The following is a 20,295-nucleotide window of genomic DNA, read 5'->3' as shown; positions in this document are numbered from 1 at the left end:
ACCTACAACGACTTTTTCTGCCGCAGTTCCACACCATTTTTGATCGCCACGATTTCGGCCAGCAACGACAAGGCGATTTCCGCCGGTGTGTGGCTGCCGATGTGCAGGCCAATCGGCCCATGCAGTCGTTCGATGGCCCCTGCCGACAAGCCTAGCTGAGCCAGGTTTTCCCGTCGCTTCTGGCTATTGACCCGCGACCCCAGGGCGCCGACATAAAAAGCCCTGGAATCCAGCGCCGTGAGCAGCGCCATGTCGTCCAAGCGCGGATCGTGGGTCAGGGCGACAATGGCTGTGCGCTCGTCGGTCTGGATGCTCAATACCGCTTCGTCAGGCATACCTGAGACGAAGCGACCATGCTGCTCTTCCCAACCATAGACAAATTCCTTGCGCGGATCGCAGATCAACACCTCGAAATCCAGCAACCGGGCCATTTCCGCCACATACCGCGACAACTGCCCGGCGCCGATCAGCAGAAGTCGCCAGCGTGGGCCGTAAATGGCCCGCAAGACCTTGCCATCGAACACCAGGGCGTCGGTTTTGCTGGCCGGAGTCAAGACCACGTCACCGCTGGCAACCGTCAGTTCACGGGCAACAATCTCGTGGGCTTCGCAGCGGTCCAGCAGTTCGGCGACCCATTGCGGGTCGCCTACTCTCTCCTCGGTGAGCCGCAGGGTGCCGCCGCACGGCAAGCCGAAACGCGCCGCCTCTTCGCGCGTGACGCCGTATGTGATCAGTTGCACCGGCGGACCGTCCGCCGGGATACGACCGTCGTGCAGCCGGGCGATCAGGTCGTCCTCGACACAACCGCCCGACACCGAGCCAATCACCACGCCATCCTCGCGCAGGGCCAACATCGCCCCCGGTGGCCTGGGCGCGGTGCCCCAGGTCTGGACCACGGTGAACAACACCACCCGCTGCCCGGCGCGACGCCACTGGAGCACGCTGCGCAAGACGTTCAGATCGACGCTGTCCATCAGGCCTTGGCCTGTTGCCAGCCTTGCAGCTGATAGCGCACAGGCAGGTTACGGATGCGTTTGCCGGTGGCGGCGAAAATCGCGTTGCACAGCGCCGGCGCGATCGGCGGCACGCCGGGTTCGCCGACGCCGCCCAAAGGCACTTCGCCCGGAGGAGTGACCAGATGCACGGCCACTTCCTTGGGTGCCAGGGACATGCGCGCCACCTCATACATGTGGAAGTTGTCTTGCTGGACCTTGCCATCCTTGAAGCTTATTTCACCCACCATCGCGTTACCCAAGCCCATGACGCAGGCCCCTTCGAACTGCGAACGGATGCGCTCAGGGTTGATCTGTGGCCCGCAGTCCACCGCAATGTCCGCCTTGTGCACGATCACCGTGCCATCGTCCTTGACCTCCACTTCAATCGCTGCCGCGACGTAAGTGACGAAACTGTAATGCACAGCCAAGCCCAACCCTCGACCCTTGGGCAACTGCCGACCCCAACCGGCGGCCTTGGCGGCCGTTTCCAGCACGACACGAATCCGCGCCGTATCGATGGGATAACGCTCGGGGGATTCACCGTAGTTCCATTCTTCGCTCAAGGTACGCGGATCGATCTTACGATCCGGGCCGAGCAATTTGACGTGATACTTCAGCGGATCCTGACCGGCCTTGTGGGCCAATTCGTCGATGAAACTCTGAATCGCGAAACCGTGGGGAATGTTCGACACCGAGCGGTACCAGCCCACCCGCGTGTGAGCCACCGCTTCGGGGTTTTCCAGGCGCAGGTTGGGGATGGCGTATGCCATGTTGGTCAAGCCCATGCCCACTTCGAACGGGGCTTCGTGGGTCATGCCCGGTGCGAACAACGCCGTGATGCTCGGGGCGACGGTGCGATGCAACCAGCCGGATGGCATCCCGTCCTGGTTCAGGCCGGCCTTCAGGTATTCGGCCGACACGGTGTGGAAATACGAGTGATGGATGTCGTCCTCGCGGGTCCATTGCACCCGTATCGCCTGGCCTGGAAACTCCTTGGCCAGCACCGCCGCTTCGACGACGAAATCAGGCTTGGATTTGCGCCCGAAACCTCCGCCCAGCAGCGTGATATTCACCGTGACCTTGTCGAAAGCGATGCCCAGGCGTTCGGCGATGCGCTCGCGGGTCACCTGAGGGGCCTGGCTCGGCGCCCAGGCTTCGCACTGGCCATCCTTGAACCGGGCGACGGCGACCATCGGTTCCATCGGCGATTGCGACAGGTGCGGCAGGTAGTACGTCGCTTCCAGGCTCGAATCGGCCTTGGCCAACGCGTCATCGAGGTCGCCGGTATTGCGCAGGACTTTGCCGGGTTTGAGGGCGGCCGCTTCCAATTCCTTGCGATAGGCAATCGAGTCATAACCGGCGTTCGGGCCGTCATCCCACTCGATTTTCAGCGCTTCGCGGCCCTTGATCGCTGCCCAGGTATTTTTTGCCAGCACCGCCACGCCGCCCAGGGGCTGGAACTCCGACGGCAACGGCCGACCTTCGATCTGCACCACCTTGACCACGCCCGGTACTTTCAGCGCCGCGCTGCTGTCCACGGTCTTGACCTTGCCACCGTAGACCGGCGGACGTGCGATGACGGCGTAGAGCATGCCTTCGAAATGCACATCGGCACCGAACACCGCGCGACCGTTGACGATATCCGCACCGTCGACGGCCCGGGTCGCTTCCTTGCCGATGTAGCGAAAGTCAGCGGGTTGCTTGAGGCGCAAGCTGTCGCGGGCCGGCACTGGCAAGGCACTGGCAGCGGTAGCCAAGGCGCCGTAAGCCAGTTCGCGACCGGAAGGCTGGTGCACCACTTTATGCAACTGAGCCCGGCATTCGCCCACCGGAACGTTCCACTGCGCTGCGGCGGCCTGCTCCAACATGCTCCGGGCGGCGGCGCCGCAGCGGCGCATCGGCTCGTACCAGTGACGCATGCTGCGCGAACCGTCGGTGTCCTGGTTGCCGAAGCGCGCTTCATCAGCCGGCGCTTGCTGCACCTTCACCAACGCCCAATCCGCTTCCAGCTCATCGGCCACCACCATGCTCAGGCTGGTGCGCACGCCCTGGCCCATTTCCGAACGGTTGCAAATCACCGTCACGCTGCCGTCGGTGGCAATGCTCACGTACACCTTGGGATCGTCGACCGCGCCGTGGGGCATGCCCTCGGCGCCGTATTTCTTTTCCTCGGCAAAGGCATCCGGCAAGCCCCAGCTCGCGGCCAGGACCAGCACACCCGTGGCGCTCGCGCCTTTGAGGAAGCCACGACGGCTGAGGTTGCTAAGGACGAAATCATTGGGCAAGCGGCTCATGCCTTGGCCTCCTTCAGGTGAGTCGAGGCTTGGCGGATCGCGATCTTGATCCGGTTATAGGTGCCGCAGCGGCAGATATTGCCCACCATGGCTTCTTCGATCTGCTCGTCGCTCGGGTTGGGGTTGGTCTTGAGCAAGGCGGTCGCGGACATGATCTGCCCGCCCTGGCAGTAACCGCACTGCGCCACCGCTGTATCGAGCCAGGCTTTCTGGACGATTTGCCCGACCGGGTCGGCGTGAAGCGCATCGATGGTGCTGATGTCCTGCCCTTTCACCGAGCCGATCGGCGTAATGCAACTGCGCGCCGGGGCACCGTCGATATGAATCGTGCACGCGCCGCACAGGCCCATGCCGCAGCCGAACTTAGTACCGTTGTAGCCGGCCACATCGCGAATCGCCCACAGCAGCGGCATGTCCTCGGTCACATCCAGTTGATGGTCTTTTCCATTGAGTTTCAGGGTAATCATGGGCACGCCCGCATAGAGGATCGAGTTATGGGGTCGAGCAATCTGCCGCTTGGTTGACGGTTCGGTAGTCGCAGACTGGCTCAGGCTGATCGGGCTCTCTTATGCACACGTCCATAGGCGTCTGCACCGGGCCTTCAAGATGCGATTATGTTCGCATCGTTAGGCGGCTAAATTAACCCAGGATCAAGCAAAACGCCCTGCACAATCCTGCACGAATGAATGTATGCAGGGTGCGCAGGGCGTTTTTTTCAAGCGGGTGCGCAAGCGCGGCTCAGTACCGATTGGGTTCCATTTCCAGCTCGACCTGAAACCGTTCGGCAATGTCTTTCTGAATGCGCAGGGCCAAATCCAACAGTTGCGGGCCAGTGGCATTGCCATAGTTGACCAGCACCAACGCCTGCAACTTATGCACCCCGGCATCCCCGTCGCGAAAACCCTTCCAGCCGGCGCGCTCGATCAGCCAGCCGGCGGCGATTTTCATCTTCCCCTCAGGCTGTGGATAAGCCACCAGGTCCGGGTATTGCAGCTTGAGTTGCGCCACCAGGCTGGCCGGCACCAACGGGTTCTTGAAGAAGCTGCCGGCATTGCCCAACACGGCCGGATCCGGGAGTTTCTCGCTGCGAATGCTGCAAATGGCTTGGCTGACATCAGTGGGCGTCGCCTGCTCGATACCCTGTTCGCTCAATCGTTGGCGGACCGGGCCGTATTCCAGGTGCAGGTGCGCGGCGCGACTGAGGGCGAAGCGCACCCGCAGGATCAACCAGCGGCCGGCTTGCTGTTTGAACAGGCTATCGCGATAGGCGAACGCGCATTCTTCGAGGGTGAACTCACGTAATTCACCGGTTTGACGGTCGAGGGCCGTGAGGCCGGCGAAGACGTCCTTGATCTCAACACCGTAGGCGCCGATGTTTTGCATGGGTGCCGCGCCCACGGTTCCGGGGATCAGGCTGAGATTTTCCAGTCCCGACCAACCCTGCGCCAGCGTGTGCTGGACGAAAGGATGCCAGGGCTCCCCTGCTTCGGCCTCGATTATCACCCGTTCGCCGTCGTCGCTGAGCAGGCGAATCCCTTTGCTGGCCATGCGCAACACCAACGCATCGATATCGCCGGTCAGCAGCAGGTTGCTGCCGCCGCCGATCACCAGCAGCGGCACCGCATGTTCATCGGCATAGGCCAGCGCTTCGCGAACATCATCATCGCCGTGGGCTTCGGCGAACAGCCGGGCCTTCACGTCCACACCGAAGCTGTTGAAGGGCTTGAGACTGGCGCCCGCCTGTACCTGCAAAGTCATAAGCGGCCCTTCAATTCGATCACCAGGCGATCCGTAGCGTGTTCGATCAAGTCCAGTACTTGCTCGAAGCCCTGCTCGCCGTCGTAATACGGGTCCGGCACGTCATCGAGCTCGGCTTCATAGCGCCGCAGGAACAGGTCCAGCTCGGCCTTGCCATTCGCTGGTTGCAGGGCCTTGAGGTTGCGCAGGTTGCTGCTGTCCATCGCCAGGATCAGGTCGTAGGTGGCGAAGTCGGCGCGGGTCACCTGCTGCGCGCGCTGGGCCGACAAGTCGTAACCCCGATTTAATGCGGCCGCCTGGCTGCGCTTGTCCGGCGCCTTGCCCACGTGCCAGTCACCGGTGCCGGCGGAAGCGACTTCCACCTGCCCCTCCAACCCAGCCTCGCGCAACTTTTGTCGCAGGATGGCTTCGGCGGTGGGCGAGCGGCAGATGTTGCCGAGGCAGACGAACAGAACCCGCATCAGGCCTCCAGCAAGCGACGAACGCGCTCAAGGTCTTCAGGGGTATCGACGCCAGTCGGCGGGGCGATCAATGCATCGGCCACATGGATGCGCACGCCGTGCCACAGGGCACGCAGCTGTTCCAGGGATTCGGTGTTTTCCAGCCAGCACGGCCCCCAGGCGACGAAGTCCTGGAGGAAACCGGCACGGTAGGCATAGATGCCGATGTGGCGGCGGTACGGTACGCCTTCGGGCATCACGTCGCGGCTTTGGGCGAATGCATCCCGCGCCCAGGGCAACGTTGCACGGCTGAAGGTCAAGGCCAGGCCGTTGAGGTCGCTGACCACCTTCACCACGTTGGGGTTGAACAGGGTCTGCACATCCTCGATCGGCTCGGCCAGGGTCGCCATGCGCGCTTCGGTGTGGGCGGCGAGGTTGGCGGCGACCTGATCAATCACGCTCGGCGGGATCAGCGGTTCGTCACCCTGCACATTGACCACGATGGCGTCAGGCGCCAGGCCCAGCTTTGCGGCGACCTCGGCCAGGCGATCGGTGCCGGAATTATGGTCTTCGCGAGTCAACACGACCTCGGCGCCAAAGCCTTTGCAAGCCTCGACGATGCGCGCATCGTCCGTTGCCACCACCACACGCTGGGCGCTGCTTTTGCTGGCCTGTTCCCAGACGTGCTGGATCATCGGCTTGCCGGCGATCACCAGCAACGGCTTGCCGGGCAGGCGCGTCGAAGCGAAGCGCGACGGAATGACGACGGTAAAGGCTGTGGTCATTTATCCAGGCGCTCGTCGGTGGTCAGGGTGCGGGCTTCGCTTTCGAGCATCACCGGGATGCCATCACGGATCGGATAGGCCAGGCCCGCGCCCTTGCTGATCAGTTCGGTCTTGTCGGCGCTGAGTTTGAGCGGGCCTTTGCAGACAGGGCAGGCCAGAATATCGAGCAGTTTGGTGTCCATGGAAGTCCCCTGGATAAAAGGTTTTAAGGCAAAAGCCGATCCGGCAACAGGCGCATCAACTGCGTATCGAACCACGCCCTGAAGGCTGGCGACGGCACAGCATCCACCGCCAGGTACCACCAGTCAGGCGCGGCAAAGGCGCGGCATTTGACCGCGTCCTTTTCCGTCATGACCACGGGCAACGAAGGCGTGAAGCTCAACGCTTGGGCGCTGTATTGAGCATGATCGGCGAACCCGTGCGGTATTGGTCGCCAGTGTAGCGTTTCGAGGGTCTTGAAGAAACGCTGGGGATTGCCGATGCCGGCCACGGCGTGAAGGGCCTGGCCGGGAGAGAAATGGTCGAGGGGCCGTCGTTCGCCACTGGCCAGGTTTACCAGCTCAGTGGGCTGCAGGACCAAGGCAAAGCCGTCTTCGCGGTCGTCATCGGCGCCGTTGTACAGCACGGCGTCAACCGATTGCAGGCGCTCGACCGGCTCGCGCAACGGGCCGGCGGGCAGGCAGCGGCGATTGCCCAGGCCACGGGCATTGTCGATCAGCACCAGTTCGAGGTCCCGGGCCAGTCGATAATGCTGCATACCGTCGTCGGACAGGATCAGGTCCAGCGGCTCAGCGTCCAGCAGTGCCCGGACGGCGCGGCTGCGATCCGGATCGATCATCAACGGCACACCCGTGCGCTGGACGATCAGCAGCGGCTCGTCACCGGCGATGTCGGCGCCCTGCTCGGCCGCCACTCGCCAGGGCAGGTGCGGCGGCTTGGCGCCGTAGCCGCGGCTAACCACACCGACGCGCAGGCCACTGCGCTGGCAGTGCTGGATCAACCACAGGATCAGCGGTGTCTTGCCGGTGCCACCAACCGTGATGTTACCGACCACGATCAGCGGCACGGCTGGCTGGTAAATCTCGCCTTCCCCGGCCAGGAATCGCTCACGCTTGCCCACCACCACCCGGCGGTACAGCCACTCCAGCGGACGCAACGCCACCAGGGCCGGATGACCTTCGTACCACGCGGCAAGCAATCGATCGGACATGGCCATCAGGGAGCAGGCGCCGCCTCGACCGTGGTCATGCGCAGATGGCTGAAGCCGAGCTTGCCGGCCGCGTCCATGGCGGTGATCACCGATTGATGAGGGGTCTTGCCATCGGCGCTGATGGACAGCGGCAGATTGGTATCGCCGCCGGATTCCTTCTGCAGCGCATCGATCAGGCTCGCCAGGTCGCTCTTTGGCAGCAACTGGTTATTCACCGAAAACGCACCTTCGGCGCTGATGGTGATTTCCAGGTTTTTCAGTTGCTGGTCTTCAGCCGGCGAGCCACTGACGGCTTGCGGCAATTCAACCTTGAGCTGGGTTTCACGGGTGAACGTGGTGGTCACGACGAAAAACAGCAGCAGGATGAACACCACGTCAATCAGCGAGGCCAGATTGATTTCGATGTTTTCCCGAGGTTTGCGGCGGAATTTCACTTCTTGCCCCCGGCCAGGTCGACGTCACGGTCGCCCTGCACCACCTCGACCAGCTTGATGGCTTCCTGCTCCATGCCGACGACCAATTCGTCAACGCGCCGTTGCAGGAAACGGTGGAAGAACACCGACGGAATCCCCACCATCAGGCCAGCCGCCGTGGTAATCAATGCCTTGGAAATCCCACCCGCCAGCACGGCGGCGTTGGTGCTCATGCCGGAGCCGGTAAAGGCGCTGAAAATATCGATCATGCCCAGCACCGTACCCAGCAGGCCCAACAACGGGGACATGGCGGCGATGGTACCGAGGGCGTTGATGTAGCGCTCCAGTTCATGGATGACCCGGGCGGCGGCTTCCTCGATGCACTCCTTCATGATCTCGCGACCATGCTTGGAGTTCGCCAGCCCGGCGGCGAGGATTTCACCCAGGGGCGAGCTGGCCCGCAGCTCCTTGAGCTTGTCCTTGTTGAGCTGCTTGTCCTTGATCCAGACCCAGACCTGCCCGAGCAAATGCTCCGGGGTCACGCGGCTGGCCCGCAGGGTCCACAGGCGTTCGGCAACGATACCCAGTGCCGCGATGGAACTCAGAATGATCGGCAACATCATCCAGCCGCCAGATTTGACCAATTCCCACACAGTGACTGCCCCCTCGAAAAAGTGCGCCACTTTATCACACAGACTCGCTTTGCAGACCCGCTGCGCCGACAAGCGCCTCGCTCGGTTGAGCTGGATCAATGTTGCAGCGCCGGCCCGGCGGGCGGCGGGTCGCGCCAGTAGCGCCGCTGCCCGGCCTGGGTGCTCGGCGGCTCGAAGGCGCCCAGTTGCAGACGAATGGCGCCCAGTTCGGCGCTGTCATAAATCGCCACGCCAGACCAGCGATACCGCGCCATCACCTGCGGATGGGGGTGACCGAAGGCGTTGCCCTGCCCCCGGGAAATCAACACCGAATGAGGCTTGAGGCGCGACAACAGCGCCATCGACGACGAACTGCGGCTGCCGTGATGAGGCGCGGCCAGCCATTGGGTTTGCACCGCCAAGGGCCCGTCCAGCAGGGCGCGCTCGGCACGGGTGTCGATATCGCCGGTCAGCAGCAAGCGTTCGCCGCCTGCGTCCACCTGCAGGACGCAGGATTTCTGGTTGCTTTCCAGGGCTGATGGCCATTGCCACAACTCGAACCCGACCCCGTCCCATTCCCAACGCTCGCCGCTGTTGCAGGGTCCGGCGTTCAACTCGTCGGGCAGCGCGTCAGGATCGCCACTGATCACCCGTAACGTTGGCAGCCCATTGCGCACGGCGCGGGCACCGCCGGCGTGATCGGCGTCCGCATGGCTGAGCAACATCAGGTCCAGACCACGCACGCCCAGCTTGCGCAAGGTGGGCAGCACGATGCGTTCGCCCACGTCGGCGTCGCCGAAACGCGGCCCGGCGTCGTAAAGCAAGACGTGATGACGGGTGCGTACCAGCACCGCCAGCCCCTGGCCCACGTCCAATTGCCAGACTTCGGCGTGTCCTGGCGGGACGTCTTCTCGCGGTGGAAATACCATCAGCAGCATCATCGGCCAGCCCAGCAAGCGCAGCGGCACGCCGTTGGGAAGCAGCAGCAAAAAAGCCCCAAGGGCGGCGATGACCAGGGCCCACGGCGGCCCCGCAACGGGGACCCAGGCGGGCATGCGCCCGGCAATCAGCGCGAGCCCCTGGAACAGCAGATCGATCAGCCCACCAGCGATCCACAGCAACCCTTGCCCAATGAACGGCACGGGCAACAACACCGTGCCAAGCAGTGCCGACGGCAGCACCAACAGGCTGATCCAGGGCACCGCAAACAGATTCACCAGCGGCCCGCTGAGGCTGACGGGCAAGCCCAGGATCAACAACAACGGACACAGACCGACCGCAACCAGCCATTGGGCACGGGTCCAGGTTTGCCACCAGCGCCAGGGCCCCAGGCGAGCGCCGAAGGTGAATATCAAGATAGCGACGGCGGCGAACGACAGCCAGAACCCCGGTCGCAGGCTGGCGAGCGGATCGAACACCAACACCCCAACGAAAGCCAGCAACCAGGCCCACCATGGGTCCGGATGCTTGAAGCGCAAACGCCACAACAGCACCAGGCCGATCATCGTACAGGCCCGCCGCACCGGCACTTCGAAGCCGGCAAGCAAGCCGTAGCCCAGTGCCGCGATGAAGGCCAGCGCACAGGCCCAAGGCAACCACGGCAGCGCCCCCGGCCACACGCAAAAACGTGCCGCACCCGCGACCATCAGGTAAACCAGCCCGGCGAGCAGACCGATGTGCTGCCCGGAGATCACCAGTAAATGAACGGTGCCGGTGTCTTGCAGTACTTGCCAGTCCTCGCGACTCAAACCAGCGCCATCGCCCAGGACCAACGCCGCCAGCGCCCCGGAACGGCCTTGGGCGTCGACCTGCGCGAGTGCCTGTCGGATACCGTCGCGCCACGCGCCTCGGGCCGGTTGCAGCAGTTGGCCAGCCTTGATCGTACCGGTCGCGCCAACGCCCCGGCTCAACAGCCAGGCTTCATAGTCGAAGCCATGGGGATTCAACAACCCGGCGGGCCGCTTGAGTTTTACCGCCAAGCGCCATCGCTCGCCGCTGCTGACAGGTGGCCCCCCAAACCAGGCCAGGCGCATCGATGCCGGCAGCCGGGTGCGACGCGACCGGGCATCGGCCAGCTCGAAGCGCACCACGCCATCGCTGTGTTGCGGCAAGCCGACGACGCGTCCTTCGACCCAACGGGTTTCTCCATCCAACGTGGCAGGCAGCCGGTCGTCCAGAGCCTGCTGCGCCGACAGGCACGCCCAAGCCAACCCGAACAGGAAAAAACCCAGCGGGTAGGCTCGAAACGGCACCATCATCAGCGCCAGCACCGGCATGGCTGCAACGAGCCATAACGGCGGCAGCGCCGGAAAAAAAACCGGGGCCAACAGCCCCAGTGCAAGCGCGACCAACCCTGTGCGCATAAACCCATCCTTGAGCGTCCTTTCTCTAGGCTTAGCCGGTCTCGGGCACCGTGGGCGTTATCAATTGTCACAAAGTCTGAATCTGCCGGCCGTAGAATCCGGACATACTTGCCGCTTTATTGCTTTGAACCGACCGAGAAGCCATATGCCCCGGCGCCTATTCAAACGCTACATGCCAGACCCAGAGAGCATCCGGGAACATAAATCCTTACGTTTTCTCGGCACCCTGCTGCACGATCCCAACCTTTGGCACCTCAATCGGCACTCAGTGGCCCGGGCAATGGCCGTTGGCCTGTTTGCCGCGTTCCTGCCCATCCCCCTGCAAATGTTATTGGCCGCCGCCCTTGCCATCGCGGTGCGTGGCAACATGCCGATCGCGGTGAGCCTGGTCTGGCTGACCAACCCGATCACCATGCCGGCGGTGTTTTTCTGCACCTACCAGACCGGTGCCTGGCTGATGGACGTGCCGGCCCGCACGCTGCCGGAAGAATTGACCTGGGAATGGATCAGCGGCCAGTTGTCGACTTTGTGGCAGCCGTTCCTGCTGGGCTCGGTGGTGACTGGCCTGGTTCTCGGCGCCCTCGCCTACTTCGTCACCATGAGTTACTGGCGCTGGTGGGTAGCGCGGCAATGGCGGCGGCGCAAGAAAAGCCGGATGTGAGATACAAAAAGGCCCCCGATAATGGAGGCCATTTGCGCTGTCCTGGCTGGCGCCATCGCGAGCAAGCTCGCTCTCACAGGGGTTCTGCAATAGGCACAGCGTGTCAGGTACGCATCCCCCGCCCACTCACCAGCAGCCGCGCGCAGCTGACATAAAGCACCACAGTCGCCACCAGCATGAAGGTGATCGCAATGCTGATCTTGATATCCGACACCCCGAGGATGCCATAGCGGAAGGCGTTGACCATGTGCAGCACCGGGTTGGCCAAGGACACGGTCTGCCAGAAAGGTGGCAGCAGCGAGATCGAGTAGAACACTCCGCCCAGGTAGGTCAATGGCGTGAGCACGAATGTTGGGATGATCGAGATGTCGTCGAAGTTGCGCGCGAACACGGCATTGATGAAGCCCAGCAGCGAAAAAATCGTGGCCGTGAGCACTACCACCAGTATCGTCACCCCCAGGTGATGCACCTGCAAGTGGGTAAAGAACAACGATAGCAACGTCACGATCAGGCCCACGGCCAAGCCGCGCAACACGCCGCCCAGGGTGTAGCCGATGAGGATCGTATGGGGCGAGACCGGCGAAACCATCAGTTCTTCGATGGAACGCTGGAACTTGCTGCCGAAGAAACTCGACACCACGTTGCCGTAGGCGTTGGTGATCACCGACATCATGATCAGCCCCGGCACGATGTAGTCCATGTACGTGAAGCCACCCATGTCGCCGATTTGCCGGCCGATCAGGTTGCCAAAGATCACAAAGTACAAAACCATGGTGATGGCCGGCGGTAGCAGGGTCTGCGGCCAGATCCGCATGAAACGCCGGACTTCACGGTAAACAATGGTATTGAGGGCGATGAGGTTGGGTCGTAGTTCGGAACTCATACCGCCACCTTCGCCAGATTTTTCTCCACCAAAGACACGAACAACTCCTCGAGGCGATTGGTCTTGTTGCGCAGGCTCTGCACTTCGATGTTCTGCAGGGCCAGTTGCGTGAACAAGCCGGTGATGCCGACGGCTTTGTCCACCTGCACTTCCAAGGTATGACCGTCCAGCAGGCGGGCCGGATAGCCGATGAGCTGGGGCGCCACTGCCAGGCCGTTTTTCAGGTCCAGCAAAAAGGTTTCCACATGCAACTGGCTGAGCAACTGGCGCATGCTGGTGTTCTCGACGATGGTGCCATGGTCGATGATGCCGATGTTGCGGCACAGCTGTTCGGCCTCTTCCAGGTAATGCGTGGTGAGGATGATGGTGATGCCTTTCTGGTTCAGCTCGGTCAGGAAGGTCCACATCGAACGACGCAGTTCGATGTCCACGCCTGCGGTCGGCTCGTCGAGGATCAGCAAACGCGGCTCGTGCACCAGGGCGCGGGCGATCATCAAACGGCGCTTCATGCCGCCGGACAATGAACGGGACGGCACGTCACGCTTGTCCCACAAGCCCAGCTGGGTCAGGTACTGCTCGGCACGCTCATTGGCGATCTTCGGCGGGATGCCGTAGTAACCGGCCTGGGTCACGACGATGTCGAAGGTCTTTTCAAACTGGTTGAAGTTGAATTCCTGAGGGACCACGCCGATGCAGCGCTTGAGGGCGGCAGGCTCGCGGTCCAGGTCATGGCCGAAGATATTCACCGTGCCGCTGGTCTTGTTCACCAACGTTGAAAGAATGCCGATGGTGGTGGACTTGCCGGCGCCGTTGGGGCCAAGCAAGGCGAAAAAATCACCTTCGGCGACGTCCAGATCGATACCACTCAAGGCCTGGAAACCGTTGCCGTAGGTTTTGGTTAACTGCCGGATGGACAGAGCGGAACTCATATCGGATTACGCACCAAGAAGGGAAAGAAGAAAAATTGGATAAGGGCGGGCGGCGAGCAATACAACCACGGCGCACGAAGGCAATGGTGCTTGGCGTCGCCGCACAAGTACAGTCAAGTGTGTCGATAGTAAGTATTAAGTCAACGCGGTCATGACCGCTTTGCGATACGCCGGGCGCTGCTGCAACCGCGTGTACCAGGCCTGGACGTTCGGCAGCGCGGCACGCTGGATAGGCATCTCGAACCAGGCATAAATGAAACTGCCCAGGGGAATGTCGCCCAGGCCGATTTCCTTACCCGAGAGGTAAGGATGCTCGCCCAGGGCCTGCTCCGCCATTGCCAGCAAGCTTTCGCATTCCTTGATCGCCGCCTCGATGGCGGCCCAGTCCTGCTGCTCGGCCGGGGTGCGCAAGACGCCCCAGAACACAGTGCGAAACGGGCCAGCAAAGCTGGACGTGGTCCAGTCCATCCATTTTTCCGCGTTGGCACGGGCCTGGGCATCCGTGGGGTACCAGGCCGAACCCGACGCATGACGGGCCAGCAGGTAACGCACAATGGTATTGGACTCCCAGAGCACGAAGCCGTCGTCTTCGATCATCGGCACGCGGCCGTTGGGGTTCTTCGCCCGGTACTCGGGGGTGTCCACCACACCGAACGCACCGCCCGCATCGATGGCCTCATAGGCCAGCCCCAACTCTTCGGCGCACCACAACGCCTTGCGCACATTCGACGAATTTTTCCGACCCCAGATCTTCAGCATCACGGCTTCCTCGATGGATAAATGCCGCAGCAGCATACGCCGGATCAGGCTCGACTCAAATCGTCGCGCGGGGCGACATGTGGCGAGGGCGCTTGCTCCCGCTAGGCTGCGCAGCGGCCCCAGCTTTATGCGGTTGCTGCGCAACCGAGCGGGAGCAAGCTCCCTCGCCACAGGACATCGGTTCGCAAATTGCTGAGTCTATCCACAGCGCTGGCCCGGCAATAACGACATTTCGGCCAAACAATGGCGTTTTCTCACGCTATCAACGAACGATTTCCCACGGCTGTTGCCAACCAGACTGGCGCAATGCACCCAGGATTTCCCACGAAACCTGTCCCATCGCGCCGACCGCCGGTTTTGCAGAGGCCGTCTACGCTCTGAAGGTCGGTTTGCCCTGGTTCACGGAGGATTACATATGCTGTTGTTGTGGTTACTGGTACTGATCATCGGGATCGCCTGGCTGGCGCATCGGCGCACCGACCCGCTGCCCGCGCTGGGCATCGTCGCGGTCTACCTGCTGGCCATGGGCATCTTCAGCCACGCGCCCGGCTGGCTGATGCTGGTTCTCTGGGTCGTGCTCGCCGCCGTCGCGGCCCCGCTGCTGCTACCGGACCTGCGGCGCCGGTATTTCAGTGCGCCGATGTTCGACTGGTTCCAGAAAACCCTCCCCCCCATGTCCCAGACCGAGCGCGACGCCATCGACGCCGGCACGGTGTGGTGGGACGGTGAACTGTTCAGCGGGCGTCCGGACTGGGACACGCTGCTGGCCTACCCCAAGGTCAGACTGACCGAAGAAGAGCAAGCGTTTCTCGACGGCCCCACCGAGGAACTCTGCGCGATGGTCACCGACTGGCAGATCGGCCAGGCCATGGACTTGCCGCCCGAAGCCTGGGCGCACATCAAGGCCCATGGTTTCTTCGCCTTGATCATTCCCAAGGAATACGGCGGCAAGGGATTCTCCGCCTATGCCCACTCCCAAGTGGCGATGAAGCTGGCCACCCGCAGCGGCGACCTGGCGTCCACCGTGATGGTGCCCAACTCCCTCGGCCCGGCGGAACTGCTGCTGCACTATGGCACCGATGAACAACGTGACCACTACCTGCCGCGCCTGGCCCGTGGCGACGATATCCCCTGCTTCGCCCTGACCGGGCCGCTGGCCGGCTCCGACGCCGGGGCGATGCCCGACACCGGCATCATCTGCAAGGGTGAATGGCAAGGCCAGCAAACCTTGGGCCTGCGCCTGAATTGGGAAAAGCGCTACATCACCCTCGGCCCGGTAGCGACCCTGCTGGGCCTGGCTTTCAAGGCCTATGACCCCGACCATTTGCTGGGCGATGAAGAAGACCTGGGCATCAGTCTCGCGCTGATTCCCACCGACACCCCCGGCGTCCACATCGGTCGCCGTCACCTGCCCCTCGGCGCCGCTTTCATGAACGGACCGAATTGGGGCAAGGACGTATTCATTCCCCTGGACTTCCTCATCGGCGGCCAGGCGATGCTCGGCAAGGGCTGGATGATGCTGATGAATTGCCTGTCGGTCGGGCGCTCGATTTCCTTGCCGGCAGTCGGCACGGGTGCGGCGAAGTTCACCAGCCTGGTGACTGGCCAGTACGCCCAGGTGCGCGAACAGTTCAACGTGCCGCTCTCGGCATTCGAGGGCATCCAGGAAGCCATGGCGCGTATCGGTGGCAACGCCTGGATGATGGACGCGGCACGCATGCTGACCGCCAACGCGGTGGACCTGGGGGAAAAACCTTCGGTGTTGTCCGCCATTCTCAAGTACCACCTGACCGAGCGTGGCCGAGAGTGCATCAGCCACGCCATGGACGTGCATGGCGGCAAGGGCATCATCATGGGCCCGAACAATTACCTGGGGCGCAGCTGGCAAGGTGCGCCGATCTTCATCACCGTGGAAGGCGCGAATATCCTGTCGCGCAACCTGATGATCTTTGGCCAGGGGGCCATTCGCTGCCATCCATTCGTGCTCAAGGAAATGGCCCTGGCAACCCGCGACGACAAGGACCAGGCACTGCTGGAATTCGACGGATTGCTGCTCAAGCACATTGGCTTTGCCATCAGCAACGCCGCCAGCACCTTGGTGCTCAACCTGGGCCTGGGGCGTTTCGAACGAACTCCCGGCAATGCCTTGAGCCAGGGTTATTTCCGCGCGCTCAACCGACAGGCAGCAGCATTCGCCCTGCTGGCGGACCTGAGCATGATGTTGCTGGGAGGCGAGCTCAAACGCCGTGAACGGTTGTCGGCACGCCTGGGTGATGTATTGAGCAACCTGTACCTGGCATCCGCGGCGCTCAAGCGCTACCACGACCTCGACTCCCCGGACCACATGGCGCCATTGTTCACCTGGGCCATGGAAGAAAGCCTGGGCCAGTCGGAGCGTGCACTGGATGAATTGCTGGGCAACTTCCCGAACCGCGTACTCGGTTGCCTGTTGCGCTTGGTGGTATTCCCCTTCGGTCGTCGCCATAAAGGCCCGAGCGACAGGCTGGACGCCGAGGTGGCGGCGGTCATCGGTCGAACCAAGGGCGACCCGACCCTCGAAGAATTATTGCAGGGCTGTTATCGCCCGCAATCGGCCGACGACCCGGTGGGCGCGCTGCAACACGCCAGTGACCTGCTGGCCGCCGCCCAACCACTGCACAAAAAGCTGCACATCGCGCTCAAGCAAGGCCAACTCAATCCGGCGCCCGGTGAGCATCTTATCGACGCAGCCTTGGAAGCCGGCGTGCTGCAAGCCGGTGAAGCGCAGACCCTGCGTGCGGCCGAAGCGGCGCGACGCAAGGTCATCGACGTGGATGACTTCGATAAGCAAGAGCTGACGCTGGCGCAAGGCAAGGTCCGTTGATCCTGACGGACAGGTACGCCGGTCAGCTATAAAAGCGGGCGCAAGGGCTTTATACTCCTGCGCCCGTTTTGCTCTTGAGGACTTATCTCGTGTCCAACATCGTTGCCGATCACCTTGTCTTGCTGGACCACTTGCGCAGCATCCTGGTCGCCGTGGGTGAGGCCGAGCAGGTTCCCGAAGAAAGCCATGCCCTGTTCCTGGAGCGCTTCGACGAGCTGCGAGCGCAGCTCCCCGTCGATCCGATCGAAAGCCAATACTTGGGCCAGGACCTCCTGTGCCAGGTCATCGTGCGTTATCCGCAGATCGCCCACCTGGTGCCTCGCGACCTGCTCTGGTACTTCGCCGGTGATTGCCTGCATTACATGCCGGACGAGGAAATCGCCTTGTACCAGGCCCTGGAAGAGCGTCGTTTCGAAGCGGAACAGAACGACGAGCCGTTCGACTGGAACCAGGAGAAGCAATTGCTGGCGATGTCGGACCAAGACAGCAAGCACTGATTGCGATCAATCATCCGAAGGCCCGTACGGTTAACCCGACGGGCCTTTTTTTATGGTGTTGTCAAAATTTGTATTCGCGGCTCTCCGGTATGCAATTCAACCCTCGCCATGCTGGATAAGACATTTTTTTGACGGTCACAATTTCCGGAATTCTCCTAACGTCAGTTTTTAGACAGAAATTTCACATTACGAATGGCGCTTTGCTATGGGTGGTCTACCGTCAGGAGGAAGAGATCGGGCGGTTGATTTGACCGTCCGGGAGGTGACCCGATGGCCGCTTCTCACTCTGGCTGGAAACCCGGATATCAGGGTTTCGAAAATGCTTCGAAAGCGCCTGATGATCAGTCCCGTCGGTGTGATGTGCCTGCTTGCGTACAGCCAGGCCTGTCGCTGACGCCTCTGGGGTGGTCAGGTGAAATGAAAAGGGGTGGCCCGGGCCCCGAAAAGTGATCCGTGGCAGCTCGTTAGCCAAGAATGGCCCATCTGTCGAGGATCACTTATGTCTAATCGTACCGTGCCCGCATTAAAACAATTAATCCATGGCATGTTCTGGATGGGCCTCGGCCTGAATGCCGCTCAGGCCGCGACGGCCAATTGTTCCCAACTGGAAAACCTGCCGGCGACCTTCGAGGTCGGCCAGGGCCTGCAGAACGAATTGCGCATCCTTGCTCCCGTGACGAAGTTGGCGGTGGGCGACCCGAAAATTGCCGATGTGCAGCCCAGCGGCAGCGATTCGTTCATCCTCACGGGCCTGATGCCCGGGGCCACCAGCCTGATGGTCTGGACGGATTGTTCGAAAACCCCGCGCCAGAGCATGGTCTTCGTCAAAGGCAGGGCCACCGCAGCGCTGACCAGCGTGGCCAGCGGGCCTTCCGAGGACCCGATGCTCCTTGCCCAGGTGCAGACCGATATCCGCTTCGTTGAAGTCAGCCGGACCAAGCTCAAGGAAGCCTCGACGTCGATTTTCGGCAGTCGCGGTAACTTCCTGTTCGGTGCGCCGAGAACCTTGCCCACTATTGGCGGTATTGTCCGGCCCTCATTGCCGGTCAATAACGATATGTTCAATCTGTCGTTTGCCACCGGCAAGACGCTGTTGATGATCAACGCGCTGGAGGGCAGCGGCTTTGCCTATACCCTGGCGCGCCCCAGCCTGGTGGCTCTCAGCGGGCAGAGTGCAAGTTTCCTGGCCGGCGGCGAGGTGCCGATCCCGGTGCCCAGTGCCGGCAGCGATAACGTCTCCATCGAGTACAAGGAGTTCGGCATCCGCCTGACCCTGACACCCACCGTCATCGGCAAAAACCGCATAGCGCTGAAGGTCGCCCCGGAAGTCAGCGAACTGGACTTCACCAACGCGGTGAACATTGCCGGGACTCTGGTTCCGGCCCTCACGGTACGCCGTACCGATACCAGCATCGCGTTGGCCGATGGCGAAAGCTTCGTCATCAGTGGCCTGATCAGCACACGCAATAGCTCTCAAGTGAACAAGTTTCCGGGGCTGGGCGACATTCCGATCCTCGGCGCGTTCTTTCGCGACAATTCCATCAACCGCGAGGAACGCGAGTTGCTGATGATCGTCACGCCACACCTGGTCCAACCCCTGGCCGCCGATGCGCAACTGCCGACACTGCCGGGTGAGCAACTGCGCAACTACGACCCGAATTTCTACCGCATGTACTTCCTCGAACATGGCGAGTTCGACAACCGCAGCGGGCTCTCGCAATGAGCCGGCCGCTGAAGTTCAACGTGCCGACCCTTCCACCTGGTACCGGGGGATACTCAATGAAAGCGGTGATTGCGATAACGGCAGCGCTGATGCTCGCCGGCTGCGCCAGCAATGGTGTGGCTTCACGCTCGGCCAGTTGCGCCAAGCCCGAGGCTGATCAGGAGCTGGCGCTGAACCTGGCTGACGACATGGCCAACGAAGGGCGTTTATACGCGAGCCTGGCGAACCTCGAGCGCCTGCCCAATGACCTTGTCCAGGTGCGCCTGCGCAAGGCTCGGGTGCTGCGCCTGATGGGGCGTAACGAGGCCGAACCCTTGTATAAAAGCTTGCTCGGGACTTGCCTGGCGTCCGATGGCGAGCATGGCCTGGGCCAGTTGGCCGCCGCCAGGAACGATAACGCCAGCGCCACGGAACACCTCGAACGCGCAGCGAAAATGGCGCCGACTGAAGGCAAGGTCCGCAACGATCTGGGGGTCGTCTACCTCAACCAACGGCGCATTGCCGAAGCCCGCTTCGAGTTCATGACCGCCATGGAACTGCAGCAGTCTGACACGCTGGCAGCGCTCAATATGGTGACGCTGCTGATTTATCAGGATAACTGGAAGCAGGCTGCCGAACTGGCGAACATGAGCAAGCTCACCCCCCAACAAGTGGCAGATGCCCAGGCCCGCGCGGAAAAAATCAGGGGCTCGGCCAACAAAGCAGTGACGTCCCAAGCGAACCGCCTGAACGAGGTCGTCGATGCCTCATCCAGTGCGGTCAAGTAGAGCGTTACGAGGAGTCCTAGAGATGAAAATCCAACAGTTGATGATCATGGGCATGGCTTGCCTGTCCGCCACCGCCTGGGCGATTGACCCAGGCCCCTCCTCGGCAGCACAGCAAGGCACCGAAAGCTGGATGCAGCTGCAGATACGGGGCGTCGTAGCGTCCACCAACCTGCAAACCGCCTCGGCCGCCGAACGCGAGATGGCCATGCAGCGCTGGCTCAACAGCTTCAACTACCCGATCCCGGAATTCTTTGACCAGGATTCGGGGGGAGAAATCACCAGCAGTAAATGAGCCTGGGCTAGAAGCAAAAAGATCGCAGCCT

The 20,295-nt window shown here is 62.1% G+C and carries 20 protein-coding genes; 6 read left to right on the top strand and 14 right to left on the bottom strand.

Annotation, left to right across the window (positions count from 1 at the left end):
- Nucleotides 1-2: 2 nt before the first annotated feature.
- The 11 genes from AD663_RS07315 to AD663_RS07265 all read right to left on the bottom strand — a co-directional run bounded on the left by AD663_RS07315 (nucleotide 3) and on the right by AD663_RS07265 (nucleotide 10,890).
- Nucleotides 3-974 (bottom strand): XdhC family protein, encoded by a 972-nt coding sequence (locus AD663_RS07315; protein WP_003179374.1) that lies wholly within the window; start codon nucleotides 972-974, stop codon nucleotides 3-5.
- Complete coding sequence (locus AD663_RS07310) at nucleotides 974-3,289, bottom strand: xanthine dehydrogenase family protein molybdopterin-binding subunit (protein ID WP_003179372.1); 2,316 nt, start codon at nucleotides 3,287-3,289, stop codon at nucleotides 974-976. The genes AD663_RS07315 and AD663_RS07310 overlap by 1 nt, the downstream gene beginning before the upstream one ends.
- Nucleotides 3,286-3,756, bottom strand: coding sequence for a (2Fe-2S)-binding protein (locus tag AD663_RS07305; RefSeq protein WP_003179370.1), 471 nt, complete (start codon nucleotides 3,754-3,756; stop codon nucleotides 3,286-3,288). Before AD663_RS07305 ends, AD663_RS07310 begins: the two co-directional genes overlap by 4 nt.
- A 271-nt stretch (nucleotides 3,757-4,027) precedes the next feature.
- Nucleotides 4,028-5,047, bottom strand: coding sequence for a UDP-N-acetylmuramate dehydrogenase (gene murB / locus AD663_RS07300; RefSeq protein WP_003179369.1), 1,020 nt, complete (start codon nucleotides 5,045-5,047; stop codon nucleotides 4,028-4,030).
- Nucleotides 5,044-5,508 (bottom strand): low molecular weight protein-tyrosine-phosphatase, encoded by a 465-nt coding sequence (locus tag AD663_RS07295; protein ID WP_003179367.1) that lies wholly within the window; start codon nucleotides 5,506-5,508, stop codon nucleotides 5,044-5,046. Before AD663_RS07295 ends, murB begins: the two co-directional genes overlap by 4 nt.
- Nucleotides 5,508-6,272 carry a 3-deoxy-manno-octulosonate cytidylyltransferase gene (gene kdsB / locus AD663_RS07290; protein ID WP_003179365.1) on the bottom strand — a complete coding sequence of 255 codons (765 nt, stop codon included), beginning with the start codon at nucleotides 6,270-6,272 and terminating at the stop codon, nucleotides 5,508-5,510. Before kdsB ends, AD663_RS07295 begins: the two co-directional genes overlap by 1 nt.
- Nucleotides 6,269-6,454, bottom strand: coding sequence for a Trm112 family protein (locus AD663_RS07285; RefSeq protein WP_003179363.1), 186 nt, complete (start codon nucleotides 6,452-6,454; stop codon nucleotides 6,269-6,271). The genes kdsB and AD663_RS07285 overlap by 4 nt, the downstream gene beginning before the upstream one ends.
- Nucleotides 6,455-6,477: 23 nt before the next feature.
- A complete protein-coding gene (gene lpxK / locus AD663_RS07280) occupies nucleotides 6,478-7,488 on the bottom strand; it encodes a tetraacyldisaccharide 4'-kinase (RefSeq protein WP_003179356.1) in 1,011 nt (336 codons plus the stop codon).
- Nucleotides 7,488-7,916: a biopolymer transporter ExbD gene (locus AD663_RS07275; protein ID WP_003179355.1), complete on the bottom strand. Its 429-nt coding sequence runs from the start codon at nucleotides 7,914-7,916 to the stop codon at nucleotides 7,488-7,490. Before AD663_RS07275 ends, lpxK begins: the two co-directional genes overlap by 1 nt.
- The gene (locus tag AD663_RS07270; protein ID WP_003179353.1) at nucleotides 7,913-8,548 is read right to left on the bottom strand and encodes a MotA/TolQ/ExbB proton channel family protein; all 636 of its coding nucleotides are present in this window, start codon (nucleotides 8,546-8,548) and stop codon (nucleotides 7,913-7,915) included. The genes AD663_RS07275 and AD663_RS07270 overlap by 4 nt, the downstream gene beginning before the upstream one ends.
- 95 nt (nucleotides 8,549-8,643) lie before the next feature.
- Entirely contained in the window at nucleotides 8,644-10,890 is a 2,247-nt protein-coding gene (locus AD663_RS07265) for a DNA internalization-related competence protein ComEC/Rec2 (RefSeq protein ID WP_003179351.1), read from the bottom strand.
- A 145-nt stretch (nucleotides 10,891-11,035) separates the two neighbouring features.
- On the opposite strand from AD663_RS07265, the gene AD663_RS07260 reads away from it, so the two are divergent.
- Complete coding sequence (locus AD663_RS07260) at nucleotides 11,036-11,551, top strand: DUF2062 domain-containing protein (RefSeq protein ID WP_003179350.1); 516 nt, start codon at nucleotides 11,036-11,038, stop codon at nucleotides 11,549-11,551.
- Nucleotides 11,552-11,654: 103 nt separating this feature from the next.
- Here the strand turns inward: AD663_RS07260 and AD663_RS07255 are convergent, their stop codons facing one another.
- From AD663_RS07255 to AD663_RS07245, 3 genes are all read right to left on the bottom strand, one after another.
- A complete protein-coding gene (locus tag AD663_RS07255) occupies nucleotides 11,655-12,434 on the bottom strand; it encodes an ABC transporter permease (protein ID WP_003179348.1) in 780 nt (259 codons plus the stop codon).
- Nucleotides 12,431-13,363, bottom strand: coding sequence for an ABC transporter ATP-binding protein (locus tag AD663_RS07250; protein WP_003179346.1), 933 nt, complete (start codon nucleotides 13,361-13,363; stop codon nucleotides 12,431-12,433). The genes AD663_RS07255 and AD663_RS07250 overlap by 4 nt, the downstream gene beginning before the upstream one ends.
- Before the next feature lie 135 nt (nucleotides 13,364-13,498).
- Entirely contained in the window at nucleotides 13,499-14,122 is a 624-nt protein-coding gene (locus AD663_RS07245; RefSeq protein ID WP_003179344.1) for a glutathione S-transferase family protein, read from the bottom strand.
- Nucleotides 14,123-14,537: 415 nt separating this feature from the next.
- On the opposite strand from AD663_RS07245, the gene AD663_RS07240 reads away from it, so the two are divergent.
- The 5 genes from AD663_RS07240 to AD663_RS07220 all read left to right on the top strand — a co-directional run bounded on the left by AD663_RS07240 (nucleotide 14,538) and on the right by AD663_RS07220 (nucleotide 20,264).
- Nucleotides 14,538-16,985 carry an acyl-CoA dehydrogenase gene (locus AD663_RS07240; protein ID WP_003179342.1) on the top strand — a complete coding sequence of 816 codons (2,448 nt, stop codon included), beginning with the start codon at nucleotides 14,538-14,540 and terminating at the stop codon, nucleotides 16,983-16,985.
- An 89-nt stretch (nucleotides 16,986-17,074) separates the two neighbouring features.
- On the top strand, nucleotides 17,075-17,482 hold the full coding sequence (locus tag AD663_RS07235; RefSeq protein WP_003179340.1) for a PA2817 family protein: 408 nt from the start codon (nucleotides 17,075-17,077) through the stop codon (nucleotides 17,480-17,482).
- Nucleotides 17,483-17,981: 499 nt separating this feature from the next.
- On the top strand, nucleotides 17,982-19,205 hold the full coding sequence (locus AD663_RS07230) for a type II and III secretion system protein family protein (protein WP_053213490.1): 1,224 nt from the start codon (nucleotides 17,982-17,984) through the stop codon (nucleotides 19,203-19,205).
- A gap of 56 nt (nucleotides 19,206-19,261) precedes the next feature.
- Nucleotides 19,262-19,972 (top strand): tetratricopeptide repeat protein, encoded by a 711-nt coding sequence (locus tag AD663_RS07225; RefSeq protein WP_033045945.1) that lies wholly within the window; start codon nucleotides 19,262-19,264, stop codon nucleotides 19,970-19,972.
- A 22-nt stretch (nucleotides 19,973-19,994) separates the two neighbouring features.
- Nucleotides 19,995-20,264 (top strand): DUF3613 domain-containing protein, encoded by a 270-nt coding sequence (locus tag AD663_RS07220; protein WP_003179335.1) that lies wholly within the window; start codon nucleotides 19,995-19,997, stop codon nucleotides 20,262-20,264.
- Nucleotides 20,265-20,295 lie beyond the last annotated feature (31 nt).

The sequence above is a fragment of the Pseudomonas sp. Q12-87 genome (genome assembly GCF_001269755.1).
Classification (GTDB): Bacteria; Pseudomonadota; Gammaproteobacteria; order Pseudomonadales; family Pseudomonadaceae; genus Aquipseudomonas; species Aquipseudomonas fluorescens_S.
The sequence above is the reverse complement of the archived record's forward strand: the minus strand, read 5'-3'. Positions and strand labels throughout refer to the sequence as shown.